Source organism: Parasphingopyxis marina, assembly GCF_014237875.1.
GTDB lineage: Bacteria > Pseudomonadota > Alphaproteobacteria > Sphingomonadales > Sphingomonadaceae > Parasphingopyxis > Parasphingopyxis marina.
The window spans coordinates 1365233-1387949 of the sequence record NZ_JACJVJ010000001.1 but is presented as its reverse complement, the minus strand read 5'-3'; the positions used below and the strand labels follow the sequence as shown (position 1 = coordinate 1387949).

At 63.9% G+C, this 22717-nt stretch carries 22 protein-coding genes; 9 read left to right on the top strand and 13 right to left on the bottom strand.

The genetic code is table 11. From position 1 onward, the window contains the following. Positions 1 to 47: 47 nt before the first annotated feature. Positions 48 to 1565 (top strand): CpaF family protein, encoded by a 1518-nt coding sequence (locus H6P80_RS06940; RefSeq protein WP_185800568.1) that lies wholly within the window; start codon positions 48 to 50, stop codon positions 1563 to 1565. Here H6P80_RS06940 and H6P80_RS06935 read toward each other — a convergent pair whose 3' ends face one another. After that, positions 1566 to 3128: a winged helix-turn-helix domain-containing protein gene (locus tag H6P80_RS06935; protein ID WP_185800567.1), complete on the bottom strand. Its 1563-nt coding sequence runs from the start codon at positions 3126 to 3128 to the stop codon at positions 1566 to 1568. 138 nt (positions 3129 to 3266) lie between these two features. Between H6P80_RS06935 and H6P80_RS06930 the strand changes: the two genes are divergently transcribed. Then, positions 3267 to 3491 carry a tautomerase family protein gene (locus H6P80_RS06930; protein WP_185800566.1) on the top strand — a complete coding sequence of 75 codons (225 nt, stop codon included), beginning with the start codon at positions 3267 to 3269 and terminating at the stop codon, positions 3489 to 3491. A 57-nt stretch (positions 3492 to 3548) separates the two neighbouring features. On the opposite strand, the gene H6P80_RS06925 is transcribed toward H6P80_RS06930, so the two are convergent. Both H6P80_RS06925 and phaR read right to left on the bottom strand, forming a co-directional pair. Next, on the bottom strand, positions 3549 to 3731 hold the full coding sequence (locus tag H6P80_RS06925; protein ID WP_185800565.1) for a hypothetical protein: 183 nt from the start codon (positions 3729 to 3731) through the stop codon (positions 3549 to 3551). Between the two features lie 10 nt (positions 3732 to 3741). Continuing rightward, positions 3742 to 4299 (bottom strand): polyhydroxyalkanoate synthesis repressor PhaR, encoded by a 558-nt coding sequence (phaR, locus tag H6P80_RS06920; RefSeq protein WP_185800564.1) that lies wholly within the window; start codon positions 4297 to 4299, stop codon positions 3742 to 3744. A 188-nt stretch (positions 4300 to 4487) separates the two neighbouring features. Here phaR and H6P80_RS06915 point away from each other — a divergent pair, with 188 nt between their 5' ends. The 5 genes from H6P80_RS06915 (at position 4488) to kynU (ending at position 9862) form a co-directional block, all read left to right on the top strand. Beyond that, complete coding sequence (locus H6P80_RS06915; protein WP_235973740.1) at positions 4488 to 5390, top strand: alpha/beta hydrolase; 903 nt, start codon at positions 4488 to 4490, stop codon at positions 5388 to 5390. Between the two features lie 50 nt (positions 5391 to 5440). Continuing rightward, the gene (locus H6P80_RS06910; protein ID WP_185800563.1) at positions 5441 to 6613 is read left to right on the top strand and encodes an acetyl-CoA C-acetyltransferase; all 1173 of its coding nucleotides are present in this window, start codon (positions 5441 to 5443) and stop codon (positions 6611 to 6613) included. 248 nt (positions 6614 to 6861) lie between these two features. After that, positions 6862 to 7683, top strand: coding sequence for a hypothetical protein (locus tag H6P80_RS06905; RefSeq protein WP_185800562.1), 822 nt, complete (start codon positions 6862 to 6864; stop codon positions 7681 to 7683). 41 nt (positions 7684 to 7724) lie between these two features. Next, positions 7725 to 8636, top strand: coding sequence for an alpha/beta hydrolase family protein (locus H6P80_RS06900; RefSeq protein WP_235973739.1), 912 nt, complete (start codon positions 7725 to 7727; stop codon positions 8634 to 8636). Further along, the gene (gene kynU / locus H6P80_RS06895) at positions 8633 to 9862 is read left to right on the top strand and encodes a kynureninase (protein WP_185800561.1); all 1230 of its coding nucleotides are present in this window, start codon (positions 8633 to 8635) and stop codon (positions 9860 to 9862) included. Before H6P80_RS06900 ends, kynU begins: the two co-directional genes overlap by 4 nt. Here kynU and H6P80_RS06890 read toward each other — a convergent pair. The 6 genes from H6P80_RS06890 to H6P80_RS06865 form a co-directional block, all read right to left on the bottom strand. After that, a complete protein-coding gene (locus H6P80_RS06890; protein ID WP_221892892.1) occupies positions 9859 to 10395 on the bottom strand; it encodes a GNAT family N-acetyltransferase in 537 nt (178 codons plus the stop codon). The genes kynU and H6P80_RS06890 overlap by 4 nt on opposite strands. A 144-nt stretch (positions 10396 to 10539) precedes the next feature. Next, positions 10540 to 11091 carry a peroxiredoxin gene (locus H6P80_RS06885; RefSeq protein WP_185800560.1) on the bottom strand — a complete coding sequence of 184 codons (552 nt, stop codon included), beginning with the start codon at positions 11089 to 11091 and terminating at the stop codon, positions 10540 to 10542. A gap of 142 nt (positions 11092 to 11233) precedes the next feature. Continuing rightward, positions 11234 to 11992: an ABC transporter ATP-binding protein gene (locus H6P80_RS06880; protein ID WP_185800559.1), complete on the bottom strand. Its 759-nt coding sequence runs from the start codon at positions 11990 to 11992 to the stop codon at positions 11234 to 11236. Beyond that, positions 11992 to 12792, bottom strand: coding sequence for an MlaE family ABC transporter permease (locus H6P80_RS06875; RefSeq protein WP_185800558.1), 801 nt, complete (start codon positions 12790 to 12792; stop codon positions 11992 to 11994). The genes H6P80_RS06880 and H6P80_RS06875 overlap by 1 nt, the downstream gene beginning before the upstream one ends. After that, positions 12785 to 13837, bottom strand: coding sequence for an alanine racemase (gene alr / locus H6P80_RS06870; protein WP_185800557.1), 1053 nt, complete (start codon positions 13835 to 13837; stop codon positions 12785 to 12787). The genes H6P80_RS06875 and alr overlap by 8 nt, the downstream gene beginning before the upstream one ends. After that, a complete protein-coding gene (locus H6P80_RS06865; RefSeq protein ID WP_185800556.1) occupies positions 13830 to 15464 on the bottom strand; it encodes an MFS transporter in 1635 nt (544 codons plus the stop codon). The genes alr and H6P80_RS06865 overlap by 8 nt, the downstream gene beginning before the upstream one ends. 136 nt (positions 15465 to 15600) lie before the next feature. Between H6P80_RS06865 and H6P80_RS06860 the strand changes: the two genes are divergently transcribed. Beyond that, a complete protein-coding gene (locus H6P80_RS06860) occupies positions 15601 to 17514 on the top strand; it encodes a S9 family peptidase (protein ID WP_185800555.1) in 1914 nt (637 codons plus the stop codon). Between the two features lie 73 nt (positions 17515 to 17587). Here the strand turns inward: H6P80_RS06860 and H6P80_RS16485 are convergent, their stop codons facing one another. After that, complete coding sequence (locus H6P80_RS16485; protein WP_185800554.1) at positions 17588 to 18067, bottom strand: MarR family winged helix-turn-helix transcriptional regulator; 480 nt, start codon at positions 18065 to 18067, stop codon at positions 17588 to 17590. Between the two features lie 30 nt (positions 18068 to 18097). Here H6P80_RS16485 and H6P80_RS06850 point away from each other — a divergent pair, with 30 nt between their 5' ends. Next, entirely contained in the window at positions 18098 to 19153 is a 1056-nt protein-coding gene (locus tag H6P80_RS06850; RefSeq protein WP_185800553.1) for a Rieske 2Fe-2S domain-containing protein, read from the top strand. Between the two features lies 1 nt (position 19154). Here the strand turns inward: H6P80_RS06850 and H6P80_RS06845 are convergent, their stop codons facing one another. The 3 genes from H6P80_RS06845 to cysD all read right to left on the bottom strand — a co-directional run bounded on the left by H6P80_RS06845 (position 19155) and on the right by cysD (position 22508). Further along, positions 19155 to 19550 (bottom strand): GFA family protein, encoded by a 396-nt coding sequence (locus tag H6P80_RS06845; protein WP_185800552.1) that lies wholly within the window; start codon positions 19548 to 19550, stop codon positions 19155 to 19157. A 118-nt stretch (positions 19551 to 19668) separates the two neighbouring features. Then, on the bottom strand, positions 19669 to 21585 hold the full coding sequence (gene cysN / locus H6P80_RS06840; RefSeq protein WP_185800551.1) for a sulfate adenylyltransferase subunit CysN: 1917 nt from the start codon (positions 21583 to 21585) through the stop codon (positions 19669 to 19671). Beyond that, the gene (gene cysD, locus H6P80_RS06835) at positions 21585 to 22508 is read right to left on the bottom strand and encodes a sulfate adenylyltransferase subunit CysD (RefSeq protein WP_185800550.1); all 924 of its coding nucleotides are present in this window, start codon (positions 22506 to 22508) and stop codon (positions 21585 to 21587) included. Before cysD ends, cysN begins: the two co-directional genes overlap by 1 nt. Positions 22509 to 22717 lie beyond the last annotated feature (209 nt).

Sequence of the window (22717 nt, the reverse complement as noted above, 5' to 3'; positions counted from 1 at the left end):
TGTCGTCTTGGCCCGCATTGCGCGGGCGACAGAATTTGAGGGACGGAATGAGCGCATTTGGACGTAAAGGCGGCCCGGGAAAGAAATCCTCGTTTGGCGTAGCGCGCCCGATGAAGAGCGGCGGCAATGCCCAGCCCGCTTCCGAAGAGGCCGATGGCGGCGAACAGTTTCCGCCGATCAATTCGCTCGACCTGCCTTCGGGCGAGGACGATGGCAGCTTTGCCGCGCTTGACGGCGACGCGATGTCGAAGCTCAACGAGCGCCAGAACTCCGTCAATGCCGCGCCCGAAGAGGCCCAAGGCTTCGAAGCTTCGGTTCACAAGATCAAGGAACAGGTGCTGCCGCGCCTGCTCGAACGCGTCGACCCCGAGGCCGCCGCGACGCTGACCAAGGACGAACTGGCCGAGGAATTCCGGCCGATCATCTCCGAAGTGCTGGCGGAGCTCAAGATCACGCTCAACCGCCGCGAGCAATTCGCGCTCGAAAAGGTGCTGGTCGACGAGCTGCTCGGCCTGGGCCCGCTCGAAGAGCTGCTCAACGATCCGGACATCAACGACATCATGGTCAACGGCCCGGAGCAGACCTATATTGAGCGCAAGGGCAAGCTAGAACTCGCAAGCATCAAGTTTCGCGACGAACATCACCTTCTCCAGATCGCGCAGCGCATCTGCAACGCTGTCGGCCGCCGTGTCGACCAGACGACGCCGCTGGCCGATGCCCGTCTCGCCGACGGTTCTCGTGTGAACGTTATCGTCCCGCCGCTGTCGCTGCGCGGCACCGCGATCTCGATTCGTAAATTCTCCGACAAGCCGATCACCATCGACATGATGCAGAAATTCGGTTCGATGTCGGAAAAGATGTCGACCTTCCTCAAGGTCGCGGGCGCCAGCCGTTTCAACATCGTTATCTCGGGCGGTACGGGTTCGGGTAAAACGACGATGCTCAACGCCCTTTCGAAAATGATCGATCCCGGCGAGCGCGTGCTGACGATCGAGGATGCGGCCGAGCTTCGGCTGCAACAGCCGCACTGGCTGCCCCTCGAAACCCGCCCGGCCAACCTCGAGGGCAAGGGCGAAATCGGCATCGGCGATCTCGTGAAGAACGCCCTGCGTATGCGTCCTGACCGTATCATCCTCGGCGAAATTCGCGGGTCGGAATGTTTCGACCTGCTCGCCGCCATGAACACGGGCCATGATGGATCCATGTGTACGCTTCACTCCAACAGCCCGCGCGAATGCCTCGGCCGTATGGAGAACATGGTCATGATGGGCGACATCAAGATCCCGAAAGAGGCGATCAGCCGCCAGATCGCGGACTCGGTGGATCTCATCGTCCAGGTGAAACGTCTTCGCGATGGTTCACGCCGCACGACCAACATCACCGAGGTGATCGGCATGGAAGGCGAAGTCATCGTCACGCAGGAACTGTTCAAGTTCGAATATCAGGGCGAAGGCGACGACGGCAAGATCGTCGGCGAATATACGTCGATGGGCCTGCGCCCCTACACGCTAGAAAAGGCAAAGGCCTTCGGCTTCGAACAGCCTTGTCTCGAGGCGTGCCTCTAGTCAGATGCCGTGCCGCGCGAGCGCGGCCGCCATCCGCTCTTTTGCCGGCTTGTCGGTAAAGGGAAAGGATCGGAAAAAATCCGCCCCGGTAAATTCCGGGCTGGTGTTCCGAAGATGATCGGCCCAGGCGGCCGCCCGTTCGTGGTTGCCGGTCAGCTCATGCGCGGCGACCGCAATCGCGTGGTTCATCTTGTAGGCGCCGGGCGAACGCGCCGAGCGCTCTGCCCAGACGGCGCCCTCTTCGAATTCTCCCCGCGACATGTGCGCCAGCGCCCGTGTTCCCAGCATCCCGTAGAATAGCGGGTCGAGAGGGCTGAGCGAGCGCGCAAGGTCGCTATGCTCCTGTCCGGCATCGGCTATCCCGGCGAGCGCTTCCGCCCAGGACCAGGCATAAAAGCCCTGGGCATAGTTGGGGCTGAGCTGCGTCGCCCGTTCCAGCCATCCGAAACTCCCCTCCAGGTCGCTGGCGAGCCAATGGGCTCGGCCCATCACGAGATTGGCAAAGGGATCGCGCCCGTCGAGCGCGACGGCCTCGTCGGCCAGCCGTCTGGCGGCCGCGGCCTGCTCCGAGAAATCAGGCGTATGGCCCGCGAAGGCATTCTGGAAATGGGTGAAAGACAGGCCCGCGATCGCCCTAACGAAACCCCGCTCCTTTGCGATCGCCTGTTCGAACAAGGCCCCGGCGATAGCGTTGTCCTTCGCGTTGAAACGAAACACATGATCGAGGCCGAGATGATAGGCCGCCCAGGCATCGAGATTTTCCGGCGGGACGAGTCGGGCGCGCTGGGCTTCGTTGAGCGGAATCTGGAGTTCGAGCGCCGCAACGATACTGCTCAATATCGTTTCACGGACGCTATGGACGTCGTCGAGCCTGGCGTCATAACGCTCGCTCCACACCACCCCGCAATCGCGGGTATCCGCCAGCTCGACGGCGAGCATCATCCGCGTCCCGCTGATCTCCGCTGTGCCCGACAGGCAATAGCGGACGCCGAGACGGGCACCGACATCGCGGAGATCGGCGGACGCGGAACGGAAGCGAAAGGACGATCCGCGCGCAATGACGAACAGCCAGCGCAGCCGGGAAAGCTCGGCAATCAGCTCGTCCGGCAACGCTTCGGCAATGCCCGCATAAGGCCCGCCTATCCCGACCAGGCGAAATGGCAGGACAGCGATGGAAGGCTTGTTCACCGGGGCTTCGATGGCTGCGGCAGGATGTTCGTCGACCTTTACCCGAGCAGGCGCCGGGGCGGGAGAATTTTCGGCAATATCGCCGATGAACCGGAAACCCCGGCCATGAACGGTGCGGATCAGCCGCTGCTGGCGCCCGTCGTCGCCGAGCAACCGGCGCAGCGTCTTCACCCGCGAGGCCAGCGCCGAATCCGAAACGAAACGGCCGTGCCAGATCGTTTCGTTGATCTCGTCCTTAGTGACGAGCCGGTCGCGATGGCGAACGAGGTGAATCAGCAACGAAAGCACCTGCGGTTCGGCGGCGAGCGGCAGACCCGCGCTGCGCAGCTCGAATTTTGCCTCGTCGAGCTCGAAATTCTCGAATCGCCAGTTCATCGCGGGACCATAACCGCATTCCGGAAAATCTCCCGATTTTCTCCAGATCGTCTCCAAGCATGACGAGAGCGTCCGCCGTACAAGCCTCTCATCGGCACCGGGACGTTTCCCGGCGCACAGTCAGCAAGGAGATACCCAATGCCCCTCGTTACCATCGACGTCATCAAGGACGTCTTCACCCCGGACCAGAAGGCCGACATGATCGCACAGGTCACCGATGCCATGGTCGCCGTCGAAGGCGAAGCCATGCGCCCGGTTACCTGGGTCAAGATCAACGAAATCGCGCAAGGCGACTGGGCGATCGGCGGCCAGATGCTCGGCGCGGCGGATGTCCACGCACTGGCGAACGCCGAAGCGGCCTGACGGCCTGGTTGAGGAATATGCCCTGCGGTCCCTCGGGGATCGCAGGGCTTTTCGGTGTCAGGCGTGAGCCGCGAGGATGACCATCATCAGCGCGCCGACCAGCGACAGCACCATGACCAGCGGCCAACTTACCCAGCCGACCCGATCGAGCGAGGTACGATTGTTGCGGCGCCGGTCCATCCACGCCGACCAGCCGGCAAGCGCCAGCAATCCCGCAGCCGCGGCGAAATAGGCCTCCACCCGGCCCTCGTTATTTGTTGAGCTTGTCGATCTGGTCCTGAAGCTGGGCCAGTTGCTGCTTGAGCGCTTCGACCTCGGTGTCGCGGCCGGCCTCGGCCGGCTCGCTCGCCGTTTCGCCCTTGGCATCGGCCTGGAACGCTCCCGCCGCAGCCTCGAACATTTCCATGTTGCGGCGCGCGATCTCGCCGAACGGGCCGGAGCCGAAGGCCCCTTCCATCGCGTCGCGGAATTTCGCCTGGTTACGCTGGAACGCTTCCATCGAGGCTTCCAGATATTGCGGCACCATCGCCGACATCGAATTGCCGTACATACCGATCAGCTGGCGCAGGAAGGACACGGGCAGCATGTTCTGGCCGTGGCTTTCTTCCTCCATGATGATCTGGGTGAGCACATTATGGGTGATGTCGTCGCCCGACTTCGCATCGATTACCTGAAAATCGCGCTTCTCGCGGATCATTCCGCCGAGATGATCGAGCGTGATGTAGCTTGAACTTTCAGTGTTATAGAGCCGCCTGTTCGCGTACTTCTTGATAATGACCGTTTCGGAATCGGAACCGGATTTCGCCATAATGCTCTCCAAAATAATGTTATCGCCTAGCACCCGGAGATACTGCACTGCAACAAAAACCCCGCCCCCTCCCACTTTTCCTAGAGTTGCTGCGCAGCGAAACTGCAGCATCGCCGGAGAGGCTCGATGCTGCCCTGAAGGGGGTAAAGGCGTATCAGCAAGCCAAGCGCCCGCCGCCGCCGCCGGCCATGCCGGTCGTGGCCGAGGCCGGGCGCGCGCGACTTATCGACTATGGCGGCGCGGGCGACACCGAAAGGCCCCGTGCGGTATTTATACCCTCGCTCATAAACCCGCCGGGCATCCTCGATCTCGCCTTGGACAACTCGCTGCTGCGCTGGCTCTCCACGCAGGGCGTGCGCCCCTATCTCGTCGATTGGGGCGCGCCCGCCCCGGGCGAAAGCGACCTGAGCATAGGCGGTCATGTCGAAGAGATATTGCTGCCGTTGCTGGATACGCTGGACGCCTCCTACCATCTGGCCGGCTATTGTCTGGGCGGGACAATGGCGGCCGGCGCAGCGGCATTGCGACCGCCCTTGTCCCTGACGATGATTGCGGCGCCATGGCGCTTTGCCGGATTTCCCGATGAGGCCCGGCAAGGGCTCACCGACCTTTGGACGAGCGCGCGACCACTGGCCGAGGAACTCGGCGCGCTGCCGATGGAAGTGTTGCAGACCGCCTTCTGGCGGCTGGATCCCGCGCGTACGGTCGGCAAGTTCGAGATGTTCGGCCGGATCGATCCCGCCAGCGCCAAGGCACGCGCTTTCGTGGCGCTGGAAGACTGGGCCAATGACGGCCCACCGCTGACCCTCGGCGCGGGTCGCGAACTCGTCGAGGACCTGTTCCGGAAGGATGTAACCGGCAAAGGCGATTGGCGGGTCGGTGGGGAGATGGTCGATCCTGCCGCCCTGCCCTGCCCTGTGCTCGATATCGTTTCGACCACCGATCGCATCGTTCCGGAGGCGACCGCGGCGCGAACGGGAACGGTGCGCACACTCGCCCAGGGCCATGTCGGCATGGTCGTCGGCGGCAAGGGGCGCGAGGCTCTCTGGCAGCCGCTCGCGGAATGGCTTTCGCAGGTGCAGCACGGGTGATAGAAGGCCCGCCGAGTCTCTAGCCACACCGATACGCAAGGATTTTCGCCATGACCGATGTCGTCATCACCGCCGCCAAGCGCACCCCCGTGGGCAGCTTTCTCGGCGCCTTCGCCGCCACGCCTGCCCATGAACTGGGCCGTGTCGCCATCGAGGCGGCGCTGGCCCAGGCAGGGGTCGATGCCGGCGATGTTTCCGAAGTCATTCTCGGCCAGGTGCTGACCGCCGCTCAGGGCCAGAACCCGGCGCGCCAGGCCTCGATGGCCGCGGGCGTGCCCAAGGAAATCCCTGCCTGGGGCGTCAACCAGGTGTGCGGTTCGGGCCTGCGCGCGGTTGCGCTGGCGGCCCAGGCGGTCGCAACCGGCGACAGCGAAATCGTCGTCGCGGGCGGCCAGGAATCCATGTCGCTGTCGGCCCACGCCCAGAATATGCGCAGCGGCACGAAGATGGGCGATCTCTCGCTGGTCGACACGATGATCAAGGACGGGCTGACCGACGTCTTCAACGGCTATCATATGGGCATCACCGCGGAAAATCTCGCCGAGCAATATCAGGTGACCCGCGAAGACCAGGACGCTTTCGCAACCCGTTCCCAGAATCTGGCCGAAGCGGCGCGCGCGGCGGGCAAGTTCAAGGACGAGATCGCGCCCGTCACCGTCACCCACCGCAAGGGCGAGACGGTGGTCGAAGACGATGAATATATCCGCGAAGGGGTGACCGCAGAAGGGCTTGCCGGCCTGCGCCCCGCCTTCAAGAAGGACGGCACCGTGACGGCCGCGAATGCCAGCGGGATTAACGATGGCGCCGCGGCCCTGGTCGTGATGAGCGCCGAGGAAGCCGAAAAGCGCGGCGCGCCGGTGCTCGCCCGCATCGCGAGTTGGGCCTCGGCGGGCGTCGATCCCTCGATCATGGGCATCGGCCCGGTTCCCGCCACCCGGCGTGCGCTGGAAAAGGCAGGCTGGACCATCGCCGATCTCGACCTGATCGAGGCAAACGAAGCCTTTGCCAGCCAGGCGCTCTCGGTCGGCAAGGAGCTTGGCTGGGACGCGGACAAGGTCAACGTCAATGGCGGCGCGATCGCCATCGGCCATCCGATCGGCGCATCGGGCGCTCGCGTGCTGACCACCCTGCTTTACGAAATGGAGAAGCGCGACGCCAAGAAGGGCCTCGCCACGCTGTGCATCGGCGGTGGCATGGGCATTGCAATGTGCGTCGAGCGTTGATCGCGGCATCCGCCCCGTTGGCACATCTGGACTGGCCGAAAAACCTCAGCCCCTGATCGCGGCGCACCATATCGGCATCCCTTCTTTCGCGCATTCCGAAGGCGAAAGTGTCGATAATTATTTTGCACTGCAACAAACCGTAACATTGTGGTAAGGGTAGCGCGCTAGGCCCAGTGCAAGAATTGACATTACTGTGTTGGCAGTATAGTACACTAATACAATAACGATAAACCCAACGAGGTTCAGGAATGTTCGACAAAATCGCTCTTGCGGGCGGAGCCCTTGCCCTTGCCGTTGGCGGATATGCCGCCGACATCTTCGGATCGGACTCGGCCGAGGCGGCCGAGGGCCGCATCTATCATTATGTGCGCAGCAACCGGGACGGCACCGATCCCGAAAATGTGTACGTGTATCGCGCTGCCGGAAACCGGCTGGAAGTCTACAAGAGCCGCGAACGCTGCACGAGCGCGGCCTATGTTTCGGCCTGGGTCGATTCCCATACCGGTCGCGCAACGATGATCCAGGGCGGACGGCTGATGCCCAACGCGCGGCATGAAAATTTCGCAACGCTGAGCTTCGACGGAGAATCGAACCGGCTGGCGGTGGATGCCGCCCTGCCAGATCGCGCCGTGCACCAGCAGGTTCGCATCGCGGAACCGGTCTACCACCTTTATGATTTCGACCTCGCGTCGCTCTCGGTCCAGACGATGGGGCTGGACGATCCGCGCGCAGGCTTTTCCTTCGGCCTGCCGCTGGTGCTGACCCAAGCCGACGAAGATGGGCGCCACCTCAATCACCTTGGCACCGCCGAAGCCACCTTCGTGCGCGCCGAGGATTATCACGGCACGGCGGCGCTTCGTTTCGAGGTCGGCGGATCGGCGCTCGGTGCCAATGGCGGCCCGCTCTGGCTCGACGCCGATACGCATCATGTGCTCGGCGCCGAATGGGGCATCCCCAATCATGCCGGGATGCAGGATTTCGCGATCCGCCTGGCCGATGTGCAGGACAGCGGCGAAAGCGGCTGGACGCGGCTTCTCACGCAACATTTCGAGGGCTGCGGCACTACCTGAGCCGAATTGCTTTCGTCGGACCACGGCCTTAGCCTTGCGGGATGAAACCATTCACCCGCACGGCGCTTGCCGTTTGCCTTGCCGGATTGACCGCTTGCGCCATGCCCGAGGACAGCTCGACCACCTCTCCGCCGCCGGCCGAACTCATGACCTGGGACGATCTTTACGCGCGCCCAAAGCCGGAAACCGAAATCCGCATCGCCTATGGCGAGGGCGATCTGCAATTCTCCGAGCTCTGGCTGCCCGGCGGCAGTGGCCCTTATCCGACCGTCTTCATGATCCATGGCGGCTGCTGGCAGACCGACATCGCCGAACGCGACATCATGAACTGGATCGCTGGGGATCTGCAGGATCGCGGGATCGCCGTCTGGAATATCGAATATCGCGGCGTCGACCGCGAAGGCGGTGGCTTTCCGGGAACCTATGAGGATGTACTCCGGGCCGCCGACTCGCTGGTCGAAAATGGCGAACGGTACAATCTCGATCTCTCCAATGTCGTCGCCATCGGCCATTCCGCCGGCGGGCATCTCGCCCTGTGGCTCGCTGCGCGGCAAAATGCGCTGCCCGGCGACGGCGTCCTTGCGATCATGCGCCTGCCTATCGGCACGGTCATCAGCCAGGGCGGGCTGCCCGATCTCGAAGCCGGCATAACCCGGCAAGGCCATGCCTGCGGCACCGAAGCGCCGCGGCTCATGCTGGGGCCCCGGCCCGAACTGACCTCGCCGCAGCGCATGCCGGCCGGTTCTGCGCGTCAGATTCTCGTCAACGCGGCGCGCGACCGGATTGCCCCGCCGGCCTATGCCGACGCCTATCGCAACGCCAATCTCGCCCGCGACGTGACCGATATCGAACTGGTGACGATCCCCGGCGACGGCCATGTCGAGCTCATCTCGCCCGGCACCGCCAGCTGGGAACGGCAGGTTCAGCTGATCGAGGAGGCACTCGGCCGGTGAAGCTCGAAGACGCCAGGGCGCTCGATGCCGGCGATCCGCTTGGCCGATTCCGCGACGCGTTCGTCCTACCCGAAGATATCATCTATCTCGACGGCAATTCGCTGGGCGCACTGCCTAGGGCGACGATTGCCGCGCAACGTGACGCCGTCGAGCGCCAATGGGGCACGGACCTTATCACCAGCTGGAACGCGAATGACTGGATCGGCGCGCCCGAACGCATCGGCGCGAAGATCGCGCAGCTGATCGGGGCAAAGCCGCAAGAGGTGATCGTCACCGACTCGGTTTCGGTCAATCTGTTCAAGTTGATCGTCGCCGCGTCGCGCTATCAGGAAGACCGCGCGCAGATATTGACCGAACCGGGCAATTTCCCAACCGATCTCTACACGGCGGGCGGCGCGGCCGATATGCTCCCCGAGCAGGTCGTGCACACCGAACAAGCCGGCGACATCGCTGATGCGCTTGGCCCCGACACCGCGCTGCTGATGCTGACCCATGTTCATTACAAGACCGGCGCGCGGCACGAGGTGGCAACGCTGACCGAAGCCGCGCACAAGGCAGGCGCTTTGACGCTTTGGGATTTGAGCCATAGCGTCGGGGCGATTCCGGTGGATCTCAATGGCTGCGATGCCGATCTCGCGGTCGGCTGCGGATATAAATATCTCAATGGCGGCCCAGGTGCGCCCGCCTTCCTCTTCGTCCGCGAGGATCTTCAGGAGCAACTCGTCTCGCCACTATCCGGCTGGATGGGGCATGCCGCACCGTTCGAATTTCGCGACGATTATGCGCCCGCACCCGGCATCCGCCGCTTCCTGTGCGGCACGCCGCCGGTCCTCAGCCTGCTGGCGCTCGAAACCGGGGTCGACCTGTTCCTGGAAACCGATATCGAGGCGCTGGCGGCGAAATCGGCGGCGCTGTTCGAGCTGTTCGCCGAACGTATCGACGAACGTTGCTATGGCCAGGGGCTTACGCTGATCACGCCGACCGAGCCCGAGCACCGCGGCAGCCATATTTCCTACACGCATCCAAGCGGCTGGCCGATCATGCAGGCACTGATCGAGCGCGGCGTGATCGGCGATTTCCGCGCGCCCGATATCCTGCGCTTCGGCCTGACGTCGCTCTACACATCCTATGCCGATATCTGGCGGGCGACCGAAATCCTCGGCGAGATCCTCGACAGCGGCCTCTGGCGCGAACCGCGCTTCGCCGAAGCAAAAACGGTCACCTAGAAGGGCGGCCGTTCCAGCACCACCGTTTCGGCGCCGCGCATGCTTGCCCGGCCGGTTTCGGCGAAACCGAATTTCTTCGCAAGCTCCAGCGAGGCGGTGTTTTCGGGAGCGATGATGCAGCAATAGCCGCGATTGGGGAGGTTGGCGTCCCCCCAGGCGAGCGCAGCGGCCAGTGCTTCGCTCGCAAAGCCCTTGCCATGCGCCGCGCGGTCGAACACCCAGCCGCCTTCGGGAATGTCCGGAAGCGCCGGCTGGATATCGCGTTCGAACAGGCTGAATCCGAGATTGCCGAGAATCCGGCCGCTCGCCTTTTCCTCGATCATCCAGAAGCCGAAGCCGAGCAGCACCCAATAGCCGGGGACGCGGGCAAACTTGTCCCAGGCCGCCACCCTGTCGAGCACGCCGCCCATGAAGCGCGTCACCCCGGGATCGGCGAGCATCGCGCAGAAAGCGTCGAAATCCTCGCGCCGGAATTCGCGCAGGATCAGGCGTTCTGTTTCTATGCGCGGCGCGATCATCGCCTGTTCGGTCATGGCCAAGCCCCCTTTTCCAACTCTCCTAGCGAGGGCCGCGCGCCGCGAAAATAAAAAACCCGCACCGGCGAGAGGGGGAGATGCCGGTGCGGGTTTCAGTTGACCGCATCAGGAATGCGGTCGGGGGTATGGGTTCAGGCCGGCTTAGGCAGCCTTGGCTTCGCTGCGATTCTCGCGGAGCCAGCCGAGGACGTTTTCCGGCGTCGATTCGACATAGGGATCTTCGTCGGTGCCATCGTCGTTGATGCCGGGCTCTTCGAACCAGGCGACGATTTCGCCATCTTCGACAACCATGGCATAGCGCCAGCTGCGATCGCCGAAGCCGAGATGATCCTTGTTGATCAGCATGCCCATGCGGCGGGTGAAATCGCCCGATCCGTCCGGCAGCATCTTGACCTTGTCGAGGCCGAGATTCTTCGACCACTGATACATCACGAAGGCGTCGTTGACCGAGATGCAATAGGTCTCGTCGACACCCAGCGATTCGAGTTCGTCATAATAGCGCTCGAATGCGGGGCACTGCTCGTTGGAGCAAGTCGGCGTGAAGGCACCGGGTAGCGAGAAGACGACATAGCGACCGTTCGAAAACAGTTCGCCGGTTTTCACGTCTTCCCAGCGGAACGGATTGTCGCCGCCGAGCGATTCGTCGCGAACACGGGTCTTGAGGGTTACGTTGGGGACGTTGCGTCCGAGCATTGAAATCTCCCTTGATTGAAGCTTGGTGTTGCTGTGATCTGGGGATTCAATGATCGAATGCCACTGCCTGTTCCAACGCATTTCACGATAGTCAGTTATCGCAAAACTCAATCAATCGATAATTTTTAATCGAAATGTCGAATTATTCGGCCGGACCGTCCGAGCGCCCTTCGACGAACTGATCGACATGGGAATTGCCGGAATGGCGCAAATCCGCGGTCGGCCCCGTCCAGACGATCGCGCCGTCATACAGCATCGCCACCCGGTCGGAGATTTTCTCGACCGATTGCATATCATGGGTGATAGCGACCGCGGTAATGCCGAGATCGCGGACCAGCTCGACGATCAGCTTGTTGATGATATCCGCGCGGATCGGATCGAGACCGGTGGTCGGCTCGTCGAAAAATACGATTTCCGGCCGGTGGGCGATGGCCCGGGCCAGCGCGACGCGCTTCTGCATGCCGCCCGAAAGCTCGGACGGCCTGAGGTCCAGCACCTCGGCGCCGAGCCCCACCCGCTCGAGATTCTCCTCGGCGATCTTGCGAAGCTCTCCGCCGCCTTTGAGCCGCCCCTGGGTCAGCGCGAAGGTGACGTTGCGCCAGACGGAAAGCGAATCGAACAGCGCGCCGCCCTGGAACAACATCCCGAACTTGGCGCGTACGCGATCGCGTTCGGCCGGCTTCATCGCGGTGATTTCCTCGCCGTCGACGAAAATCTTCCCGGCATCGGCCTCCATCAGGCCCAATATGCATTTGAGCGTTACCGATTTGCCGCTGCCCGAACCGCCGATGATCGTGAAGGCTTCGCCGGGCGCCACCGCAAAGCTCACATCGCGCAACACGGCCTTGGCGCCGAAGCTCTTCGAAACGCCGCGCAGCTCGATCTTGGGGATATCAGCCATCAGCCGAACGCCGCCACGGTGAGTATGAGGTTGGAAAGCAGGATCAGCACGAAAGCCCAGACCACCGCATCGGTCGTCGCGCGGCCGACCCCCGCCGCGCCGCCCGCGGTGCGGACGCCCGCATAGCAGCCCATCAGCGCGATGAAGAAACCGAACACCGCGGCTTTGACGAGCGACATCACGATATCGTCGCTTTCCAGAATATTCGCCGTCATCTCCAGATAGCCGGCGGGATTGAAACCGAGCTTGTAGACGGAGAGCAGGTAGCCGCCGAAAATGCCGATGACATTGGCGACGCAGACCAGCAGCGGGAGCGCGATTATGCTCGCAAACAGGCGCGGCGCGATCAGGTAGCGATAGGGATCGGTCCGCAGCGTCACCATCGCGTCGATCTGCTCGGTCACCCGCATCGTGCCGATCTCGGCCGCCATGGCCGAGGACACGCGCCCGGCGACCATCAGGCCGGTCAGCACCGGCCCCAATTCGCGGACCATGCCGATGACGACGATCGCGGGCACCGTCGATTGCGCGTTGAAGCGCATGCCGCCGGTATAGATCTGCTGGGCGAGCGCCATGCCGGTAAAGGCCGCGGTCAGCGCCACGACGGGCAGCGAATACCAGCCGATCGAGAGCAGCTGTTCCAGCAGGCGGATCGGATAGTAAGGCGGGGTCAGCGCGCGGCGGATCGTCGTCAGCGCGAACAGCGCGATGCGGCCGATCGTCGCGAAGGCCGATATGACGGGCCGCCCGATCGCCGCGAACAGGGAAATGACCGTATTGATTGCGCCTGCTTCACCCATGCCAGAGCCGCTGATAGCGGTGGCCGAGGCCGGTAAGCAACTCATATTGCGAGAGACCCGACTGGGCCGAGGCTTCGGGCAGGCGATAGTTGAGCGCCAGCCAGTCGCCTTCCTTCACCTCCGCGCACGCATCGACCGATACGGCGACGAGATCCATCGAGACGCGGCCGATCACCGGGCAGTCGGCCTTTCCGCAATGCGCCGCGCCGGTTCCCGAAAAGCCCCGCAGATAGCCGTCCGCATAGCCGATATTGAGGATCGCCAGTTCCATCGCCTCGCCGGCGGTGAAGATCGCGTTATAGCCCACCGTTTCGCCCGGGCCGATCGCGCGGCGCTGGATCACCTGTGCTTCGGGAAAGGCGACCTGGCGGATATGCGGGGCCAGCGCTTCGGCCGGCACGCCGCCATAGAGCGCGATGCCGGGCCGGGTCAGGTTGAAATGATATTTCTTGCCGAGCGCGATGCCCGCCGAATTGGCAAGGCTCATCCGCATCGCGCCGGTGCGCCCGGCGAGCCCTTCCAGCGCCTCGCGTTGCCGCTCGTTTTTCGGATCGTCTGGCTCGTCGGCGCAGGCGAGATGGCTCATCAGCGTGTCGATTTTCAGCCCGTCGAGCAGGCCCTTGCGCACATCGGCCACCGACAGGCCGAGCCGGTTCATGCCGGTGTCGACCATCGCGTCGCACGCCCCGCCCCCTGCCGCCTTCCAGCGTTCGACCTGCTCGGGCGAATTGAGACAGGGCCGCGCGATCCCGGCCAGCGCCACGTCCATGTCCTCCTCGCGCACGCCGTGAAAGACCGTCAGCGATGCGCCCACGCACAGGTCCGCGATCTCGGCGGCCTCGGCCCAGGTCGCGACGAAGAAATCCCGGCAGCCGGCGGCGGCGAGCCGTTCCACCGTCTCGCGCGCGCCCACGCCATAGCCGTCCGCTTTCACCGCCGCCCCGCAGGCCGCGGTGCCGCTCAGCCGATCGAGCGCGCGCCAGTTGCCGACCAGCGCCTCGCCGTCAAGCCGAACGCGCAAGGGGGGCTGAGGGGCATCAACCATTCTCGTCGAAATCGCGCGGCGGGCCGCCGGGTATACCCCACCAGGCAACGATGACGCCGAAGGCCACGATCGCCCATGTATACCATATGCCGGCATAGATATCCCCGGTGCGCGCGACGATGAACCCCGCGATCAGCGGCAGGAAGCCGCCCAGATAGCCGGCGCCGATATGATAGGGAATCGACATCGAACTGTAGCGGATTTTCGGGGGAAACATTTCGGAGAGTAGAGCCGCGACCGAGCCATAGGTCAACGCCGAGAGCATCGACGAAACCAGAAGCAGCGCGAATATGCCGATGATATTGATAAAGGGCGGCGACTGGCGCGAGAAATCGAAACCGCGCTCGCCGAGCGCAGCCTGTACCCCGTCGCGCAACGCCGTACCGTCGGCCAGCCATTCCGCGGTGACCGGCACGGCCTCGCCGCCCACGCTCAGCCCCAGCCCATCGGCACTTTCCACGCTATACCGCACACCGCTCGACGTCAGCGTTTCGAGGAGCCGGCCGCACTCGCTCTGCTCGCGGCCGAACAGTTCGGCAAAGGGATCGGTCGTGCATTCGGGGCCGGCGACGATCACGGGGTTTTCCGCCGCCGCCCGCGCAAGGCCGGGATTGGCGAGGCTGCCCATGCCCCAGAAGATCGGGAACAGCAGCACCAGCGCGGCGAGCGCGCCGATCATGATCGGCTTCTTGCGGCCGACCCTGTCCGACCACCAGCCGACGGCCACGAAAAAGGCCATCGAGACGAAGCCCGCGGTAAACAGGATCAGTTCGACCGTGAGTTCGTCGACGCGCATCGGGCCGCGCAGGAAGGACAGGCCCGAGAAAAAGGCGGTGTACCAGATCGTCGTCAGCACGCCGGTGATGCCGAACAGCGCGACGAAGATCCGCTTCTTGTTGCCCGGATAGCGGAAACTTTCGGCGAAGGGATTGGCCGATGTCTCGCCGGCTTCCTTCATCGCCTTGAAAACCGGGCTTTCGTTGAGCTTGAGCCGCATCCAGAGCGAAATGAACAAGAGCACGATCGACAGCAGGAAGGGCACGCGCCAGCCCCAGGCGGCAAATTCCTCCGGCGGGATCAGGAAGCGGCAGGCCAGGACGACCGCGATGCTGAGCACGAAACCGCCAACCACGCTGGCCTGGATGAAGGAGGTATAGAAGCCGCGCTTTTCGGGCGGCGCATGTTCGGCGACATAGATCGCCGCGCCGCCATATTCGCCGCCCAGCGCCAGGCCCTGCAATATACGGAGCGATATCACGATGATCGGCGCCGCGATGCCGATGCTCGCGGCCGAGGGGATGAGGCCGACCCCGGCGGTGGCGATGCCCATCAGCGTGACGGTGACGAGGAACGTATATTTGCGCCCCAGCCGGTCCCCCAGGAAGCCGAACAGGATCGCGCCGAGCGGGCGGAAGCCGAAGCCGACCGCAAAGCCCGCCCAGACCAGCAGCAATTGCAGCGTTTCGTTGCCGGCTGGGAAAAAGGCCTGGCCGATCAGCGCGGCAAGCGTGCCGTAGATGAAGAAATCATACCATTCGAAGACCGTGCCCGCCGAGGATGCCGCGATGACGAGACGGATTTCCTTCTTGCTGGGTTCGGCCGAAACCGCCGGTGCTGCGCTGGCCATGCGGCCTCCCCTCTTTTTCTCGGGCCCTCTTTGCCTTTGGGCGCTTTTACGGAGAAAGGCCGCACAACGGCAAGCGGGCTATTCACGCGCAGGCGGGCGCGGCATAGTGGGGCTTGGATAGTCACAGGGGTCCGCCATGCACCGCTTAGCCTTCGCCGCCGCTCTGGCGCTTCTCGCCACGCCGCTCGCCGCCCAGACTGTGAGCGAGCGCACACAGGGCAGCGCGACGCTGCAGAACGTCCCCGAAATCCCGGCGGATATCGATGCCGCGGTCCAGCGCTACCAGAATTACCGCAGCGCCGGCTTCGAGGACTGGCTGGCCGACGGGTCGATGCTGATCACCACCCGCTTCGGCACGACCAGCCAGGTCCACCGCGTGACCGAGCCGCTGGGCGTGCGCAGCCAGCTCACCTATTTCTCCGAACCGGTGCAGGGCGCGACCGCCATTTCCGGCCAAAACCGTTTCGTCCTCGTCCGCGATACCGGCGGCGACGAATGGTTCCAGATCGACGCGATGGGGCTGGAAGGCGAGCCTGCCCGGCTGACCGAGCCCGGCACCCGCAACCAGGCGGCGATATTCAGCGCGGACGGCAGCCTGATGGTCTGGACGAGCGCGGGAAGCAGCGCGACCTATACGATCTACGCCGCGGACCCGGCAGACCCCGCCAGCCGCCGCGTCGTCGCGACCTTCGATACGCCGATGTTCCCCGCCGATATCTCGGCCGATGGCGGCACGGTATTGCTCGAAAATTATCGCTCGAATAGCGATGCGAGCATCTACCTGCTCGATATGGCGACGGGCGAGGCGACCGAGTTCGCGCCGAGCGACGGCACGGTCGACGAAGCCCCCCATTTCGCGCGGAACGACGGCGCGATCCTCGCCATTACGAACCGCGACAGCGATTTCCGCCGCCTCGTCGAGTTCGACCGCGAGACCGGCGCGATGAGCGTCCTTACCCCCGGCCTCCACTGGGACGTCGAGGCCTATGACCTCTCCGACAATGGCCGCATTCTCGCCTATGCGGTGAACGAGGAAGGCTATTCGCGCGTCGTGGTACAGGATTTCGTCACCCGCCGCGCCCTGCCCCAGCCTCAATTGCCGACCGGCGTGCTCGGCGCGCTCGATTTCTCGCCCGACGGCGAAAGCCTCGCCATCGGCCTGGAAACCGCGACCACGGCCGGGGATGTCTGGTCATGGGGCGTGACCTCCGGCGAGCTGGTGCGCTGGACGCAATCCGAACTCGGCCCGCTCGATCCCGCGACCCTGATCGAGCCCGAGCTGATCCGTTTCCGCAGTTTCGACGGCGTCTCGATCCCCGCCTTCGTCTACCGCCCGACCGGCGCGACCGGGCCGACGCCCGTCATCATCGACATTCACGGCGGCCCCGAAAGCCAGACCCGGCCCGGCTGGAACCCCGGCGCGCAATATTTCGCGAACACGCTGGGCGCGACGGTGATCCTGCCGAACGTGCGCGGAAGCGACGGCTATGGCACCGCCTATCGCGACCTCGACAACGGCCCGCTGCGCGAAGACAGCGTCCGCGATATCGGCGCGCTGCTCGACTCGCTGTCCCGCCGACAGGAGCTCGATACCAGCCGCGTCGCCGTCTATGGCCAAAGCTATGGCGGCTATATGTCACTCGCCTCGATGATCCACTATTCGGACCGCCTCGTCGGCGGGGTCGAGCGCTACGGGATCAGCGATTTCCGCACCTTCCTCGAAAATACCGAAAGCTATCGCCGCGACATGCGGCGCGGCGAATATGGCGACGAGCGCGATCCCGCCATGGCCGAGGTCTTCGCCCGCATCGCCCCGATGAACAACCTTGCGCGGATCACCCGGCCGATGCTGGTGATGGCCGGCGCCAACGACCCGCGCGTGCCCCTTTCGGAATCGAACAATGTCGTGGAAGGGCTGCGCGAGGCCGGCGTCCCCACCTGGTATGTCGTCTTCGCCGACGAAGGCCACGGCTTCCGCAAGAAGCCGAACAACGATCTGCGCCGCGCGGTGGAGACGCTGTTCCTGCGGGAGCTGTTCGAGGGCAACTGACGCCGCACAGCGTTGACCGCGAATGCCCTCTCTTATATAAACACTCTTTATATAAGAGAGGTGCCGCTATGGCTTATCCCAGCGGCTGCGCGATCTTCATCAGGAGGCGGCGCAGCGTTGCCCGTTCCGTGTCGTCGAGTTCGGCGAACAGCTCCGCTTCGACCTCCGGCGTCACCGATCGCACGCGGCGCAGCAGCTTGCGGCCTTCGGTATCGAGGCTCAGCAAGATCCGCCGCCGGTTGGTTTCGTCGGGCCGCCGGGCAACAAGGCCGTCGCGTTCCAGCGGCTTGAGCAGGGTCGTCATCGCCTGCGGCGTCCGGTGCATCGCGCGGGAAAGCGCTGCGGGGGTCGCCTCGCCGACCTCGTCGAGCATCACCAGCAAGAGCAATTGCACGGTCGTCAGCGCCATCGGCCGCAGCGCCGTTTCGACACGGTTGCGCACCGCCATCTCCGCCCATTTGACGAGGTGGACGAGAGCCGGCTCACGGCCATTTCCTGTTGGCGGATCGCCGATCATGGAATGGGTGATGCCGGGCATCGCCGCCTCTGTCACCCCCTCCCCCGCCGCAAAAGGAGGCTCATTGTGAGCAATTTCATCCGCAACGCCTGGTATGTCGCCTGCTATGCCGAGGATATCGGCGAGGCGCTATTCGCCCGCCGCCTGCTCGATGAGCCGGTCCTGCTCTACCGCAAGGAAGACGGCACGCCGGTGGCGATGCTGGACCGCTGCCCGCACCGCTTCGCCTATCTGTCGAAGGGCCGGCGGATCGGCGACGAGGTCGAATGCATCTATCACGGCCTGCGCTTCGGCGCGGACGGCGGCTGCACGCGTAGTCCCTATCATGAGAGCCCGCCCGCCAATATCGCGGTGGCGACCTTCCCGGTCGTCGAGCGCTGGGGCATGATCTGGATCTGGATGGGCGATGCGGCGCTGGCCGACCCCGATCTCGTCCCCGATCACAGCCATCTGGAAGCCGAGGACATGCATACCGCGCATATCCACTATACCTTTCAGGGCAACTGGCAGCTGGGCAACGACAACCTGCTCGACCTCACACATCTCTTCTGGCTGCATGCGAACTCGATCGGCGGCTATAAGGATGAGGCCGGCCCGGCACCGGGCGAGGTCTATACGGCCAAACAGGTTGGCGACGAAGTCCATTCGACGACATTGACGCCGAACGTCACCAAGCCCTCGGCGGTGCCCAATCGCCTTCCGGAAGGCGAACCCTATGACCAGTGGAACGACACGATCTGGCGCGCGCCGGCCGATATCCGCTTCTTCATCCACGCGTCGCCGGTCGGACAACGCGAGGGATCGATCCCGTACATGACCCAGTCGCACATCATGACGCCCGAAACCGCGACCTCGACCCATTACTATTCGCCGGTCGCCCGCAGCTGGGACAAGGACCCGGCGAAGGACGAGGGCTGGACGAGCTTCTTCAAGGCAATCTTCGACGCCGAGGACGGGCCGATGATGGCCGACGTCGAGGAACAGATGGCCGGGCGCGACCTGATGGAGATGCGCCCCGTCGTCCTGCCGCGGGACCGCGCCGCGATCCTCGCCCGGCGGACGGTGGCGCGGATTCTGGCGGCGGAGCGGGGCGAGACGGAAATCGCCGAAGCGGCGGAATAGCTCAGCCGTTACCGAGCTGGGCCTTGGCCTTTTCCCAGTCGCGTCCGTCGAAAGCCTTGATCTCGACATCGAGGCCATGGCCCTCGTCGAGCGCGCGCAGGTTGACGCTCCAGGCATCGGGATGGGAGCGCGGCTGGTAGAAGCTCTTGATGCCGCAGCTGCCGCAGAACAGGTGGTTCGCCTGGCCCGATCCGAACCGGTAGCTGACAAGGTCCTCGCGGCCCGTCACCAGTTCGAAATCTTCGTGCGGGACGAAGAGATGCAGGAAGCCGGTCTTGCTGCAGATCGAGCAGTTGCAATCGAGTATTTCGGGGCGCCGCTCGCGGACCAGCGCCTCGAAGCGCACCGCCCCGCAATGGCAACCGCCGCGGACGACCGTCGCGGCTTCTTCGGTCATTTACCTTCCCCGTCACGTTGAACTTGATTCAGGGTCCATGAGCGCAAGCGCCTGGGCTTCGGTCGCCACCGATGAGCGACCGGATGCCGAATCGAGTTCAGCACGACGAAGAGATAAGTCATTTCTCTCCGCCCAACAGCCGCTCGACGATGTAATCGGCAGCCTCTTCGGCCGTCATTTCGACGGTGTTGACCCTGATCTCGGCATGTTCGGGTTCCTCATAGGGGCTGTCGATGCCGGTGAAGTTTTTGAGCTCGCCGGCACGCGCCTTTTTGTAGAGGCCCTTCACGTCGCGCTCCTCGGCCACCGAAAGCGGCGTATCGACGAAAATCTCGACGAAATCGCCATCGGGTATCATCTGCCGCACCATCTGCCGCTCCGAGCGGAAGGGCGAGATGAAGGCGGTGAGCACGATCAGCCCGGCATCGGTCATCAGCTTCGCGACCTCGCCGACCCGGCGGATATTCTCGACGCGATCGGCATCGGTAAAGCCGAGGTCGCGGTTGAGGCCGTGGCGGACATTGTCGCCATCCAGCAGGAAACTGTGCTTGCCGAGCACGTGCAGTTTCTTCTCGACGAGATTGGCGATGGTCGACTTGCCCGATCCCGAAAGCCCGGTGAACCAGAGCAGCTTCGCCTTCTGGCCCTTCTGTGCGGCATGGGCTTCGCGGTCGATATCGATCGCCTGCCAATGGATGTTCTGCGAGCGGCGCAGCGCGAAGTGGATCATGCCCGCGCCGACCGTGGCGTTGGTCACCCGGTCGATCAGGATGAAGCCGCCAAGATCGGCATTTTCGTCATAGGCGGTGAAGGGAACGGGCTTGTCGAGCGAGATGTTGCAGACGGCAATTCCGTTCAGTTCCAGTGTCTTGCCTGGCGTCTTTTCCATGGTGTTGACGTTCACCTGATATTTCTCGTCGGTGATCGTCGCGCGCGCGGCAGTGGTCGCCAGCTTCATCGCATAGGGACGGCCCGGCAGCATCGGCTCTTCGGCCATCCAGACGATCGTCGCCTCGAACTGGTCGGCGACTTCCGGCGGTGCATCGGCGGCCGCGATCACGTCGCCGCGCGAACAGTCGATCTCGTCGGCGAGCGTTATCGTCACCGACTGGCCGGCGACGGCGGCGTCGAGATCGCCGTTCATCGTCACGATCCGCGCGACGGTGGAGGTCTTGCCCGAGGGGAGCACGCGCACCGGATCGCCCGGCCTGATCCGCCCGCTGGCGATCGTCCCGGCGAAACCGCGAAAATCGAGATCCGGCCGGTTCACCCATTGAACGGGCAGGCGGAACGGCTGTTCGCGCAGCCGATCATTATCGATCCCGACGGATTCCAGATGATCGAGCAGGATCGGACCGTCATACCAGGGCGTCGCATCGCTCGTCGCGGTGATATTGTCGCCCTTAAGGCCGGAGATTGGGATCGCGGTGAAATCCTCGATGCCGATCTCGTCGGCGAAATCGCGATAGTCGGAGACGATATCGTCGAACGTCCCCTGTTCGTAATCGACGAGATCCATCTTGTTCACCGCGAGCACGATGTTCCGGATGCCGATCAGGTGCGCGAGATAGCTGTGGCGGCGGGTTTGCGTCAGCACGCCCTTGCGCGCGTCGATCAGGATCACGGCAAGGTCCGCGGTCGAGGCGCCGGTCACCATATTGCGGGTATACTGCTCGTGGCCCGGTGTATCGGCGACGATGAATTTGCGTTTCTCGGTCGAGAAGAAGCGATAGGCGACGTCGATGGTGATGCCCTGTTCGCGTTCGGCGGCGAGGCCGTCGACGAGCAGCGCGAAATCGATGTCCTGTCCCTGGGTGCCGACGCGCTTGGAATCCTCTTCCAGCGCGGCGAGCTGGTCCTCGAAGATCATCTTCGAATCGTAAAGCAACCGGCCGATCAGGGTCGACTTGCCGTCGTCCACCGATCCGCAGGTGATGAAGCGCAGCAGCGACTTGTGCTGATGCTGGTCCAGATAGGCGTCGATATCCTCGGCGATGAGGGCGTCCGTCTGGTAGACGCTTTCCTGGTCGGCCATCAGAAATAGCCCTCCTGCTTCTTCTTCTCCATCGAGGCGGCCTGATCGTGGTCGATCGCCCTCCCCTGCCGCTCCGACGTCGTCGTCAACAGCATTTCCTGGATCACCTCGGGCAAGGTCGCCGCCTCGCTCTCGACCGCGCCGGTCAGCGGATAGCAGCCAAGCGTGCGGAAGCGGATCGAGCGTTCGACGATCTCCTCGCCCGGCTCCAGCCGGAAGCGGTCATCGTCGACCATCAGGATCAGCCCGTCGCGCTCCACCGTCGGCCGCGGCGCGGAGAGATAGAGCGGCACGATCTCGATGCTGTTGAGATGGATATATTGCCAGATATCGAGCTCGGTCCAGTTGGAGAGCGGGAAGACCCGCATGCTCTCGCCCTTGGCCTTGCGCGCGTTGTAGAGTTTCCAGAGCTCGGGGCGCTGGTTCTTCGGATCCCAGCGGTGATTGGCGGTGCGGAAGCTGAACACGCGCTCCTTGGCGCGGCTCTTTTCCTCGTCGCGCCGCGCGCCGCCGAAGGCCGCGTCGAAGCCATGCGCGTCGAGCGCCTGTTTCAGCCCTTCGGTCTTCCACATATCGGTATGGAGCGAACCATGATCGAACGGGTTGATACCCTTTTCCTTGGCCTCGGCATTGTGATGGACGATCAGCTCCATCCCCGCCTCCTTGGCCGCCCGGTCACGCAGTTCGTACATCGCCTGGAACTTCCAGGTCGTATCGACGTGCAACAGCGGGAAAGGCGGCGGGCTCGGGAAAAAGGCCATCTTCGCGATGTGGAGCATCACGGCGGAGTCCTTGCCGACGCTGTACAGCATCACCGGCTTTTCCGCCTCGGCGACCACTTCGCGCATGATATGGATGGCCTCGGCCTCAAGCCGTTCCAGATGGGTCAGCCGTTCGGGGGACAGCCGGGTATCCGAACCCATGAAATCAACTCCAATATGCAATAATCGCCGCCCTGTTAGGATAGCGCCGCCGGGATTGCCAACATCCCTTGTTTGATCCTCTGAAAGCGCATCTATTGCGAAACGGGAGCGCCGCCGGCCCGTTCGACCGGGCGTTTGCCTCGCATCGCCGCGAATGAGCTATTCGATCTATCTGACCACTTTAACTTGTTGGACAGATACGCCCGTTG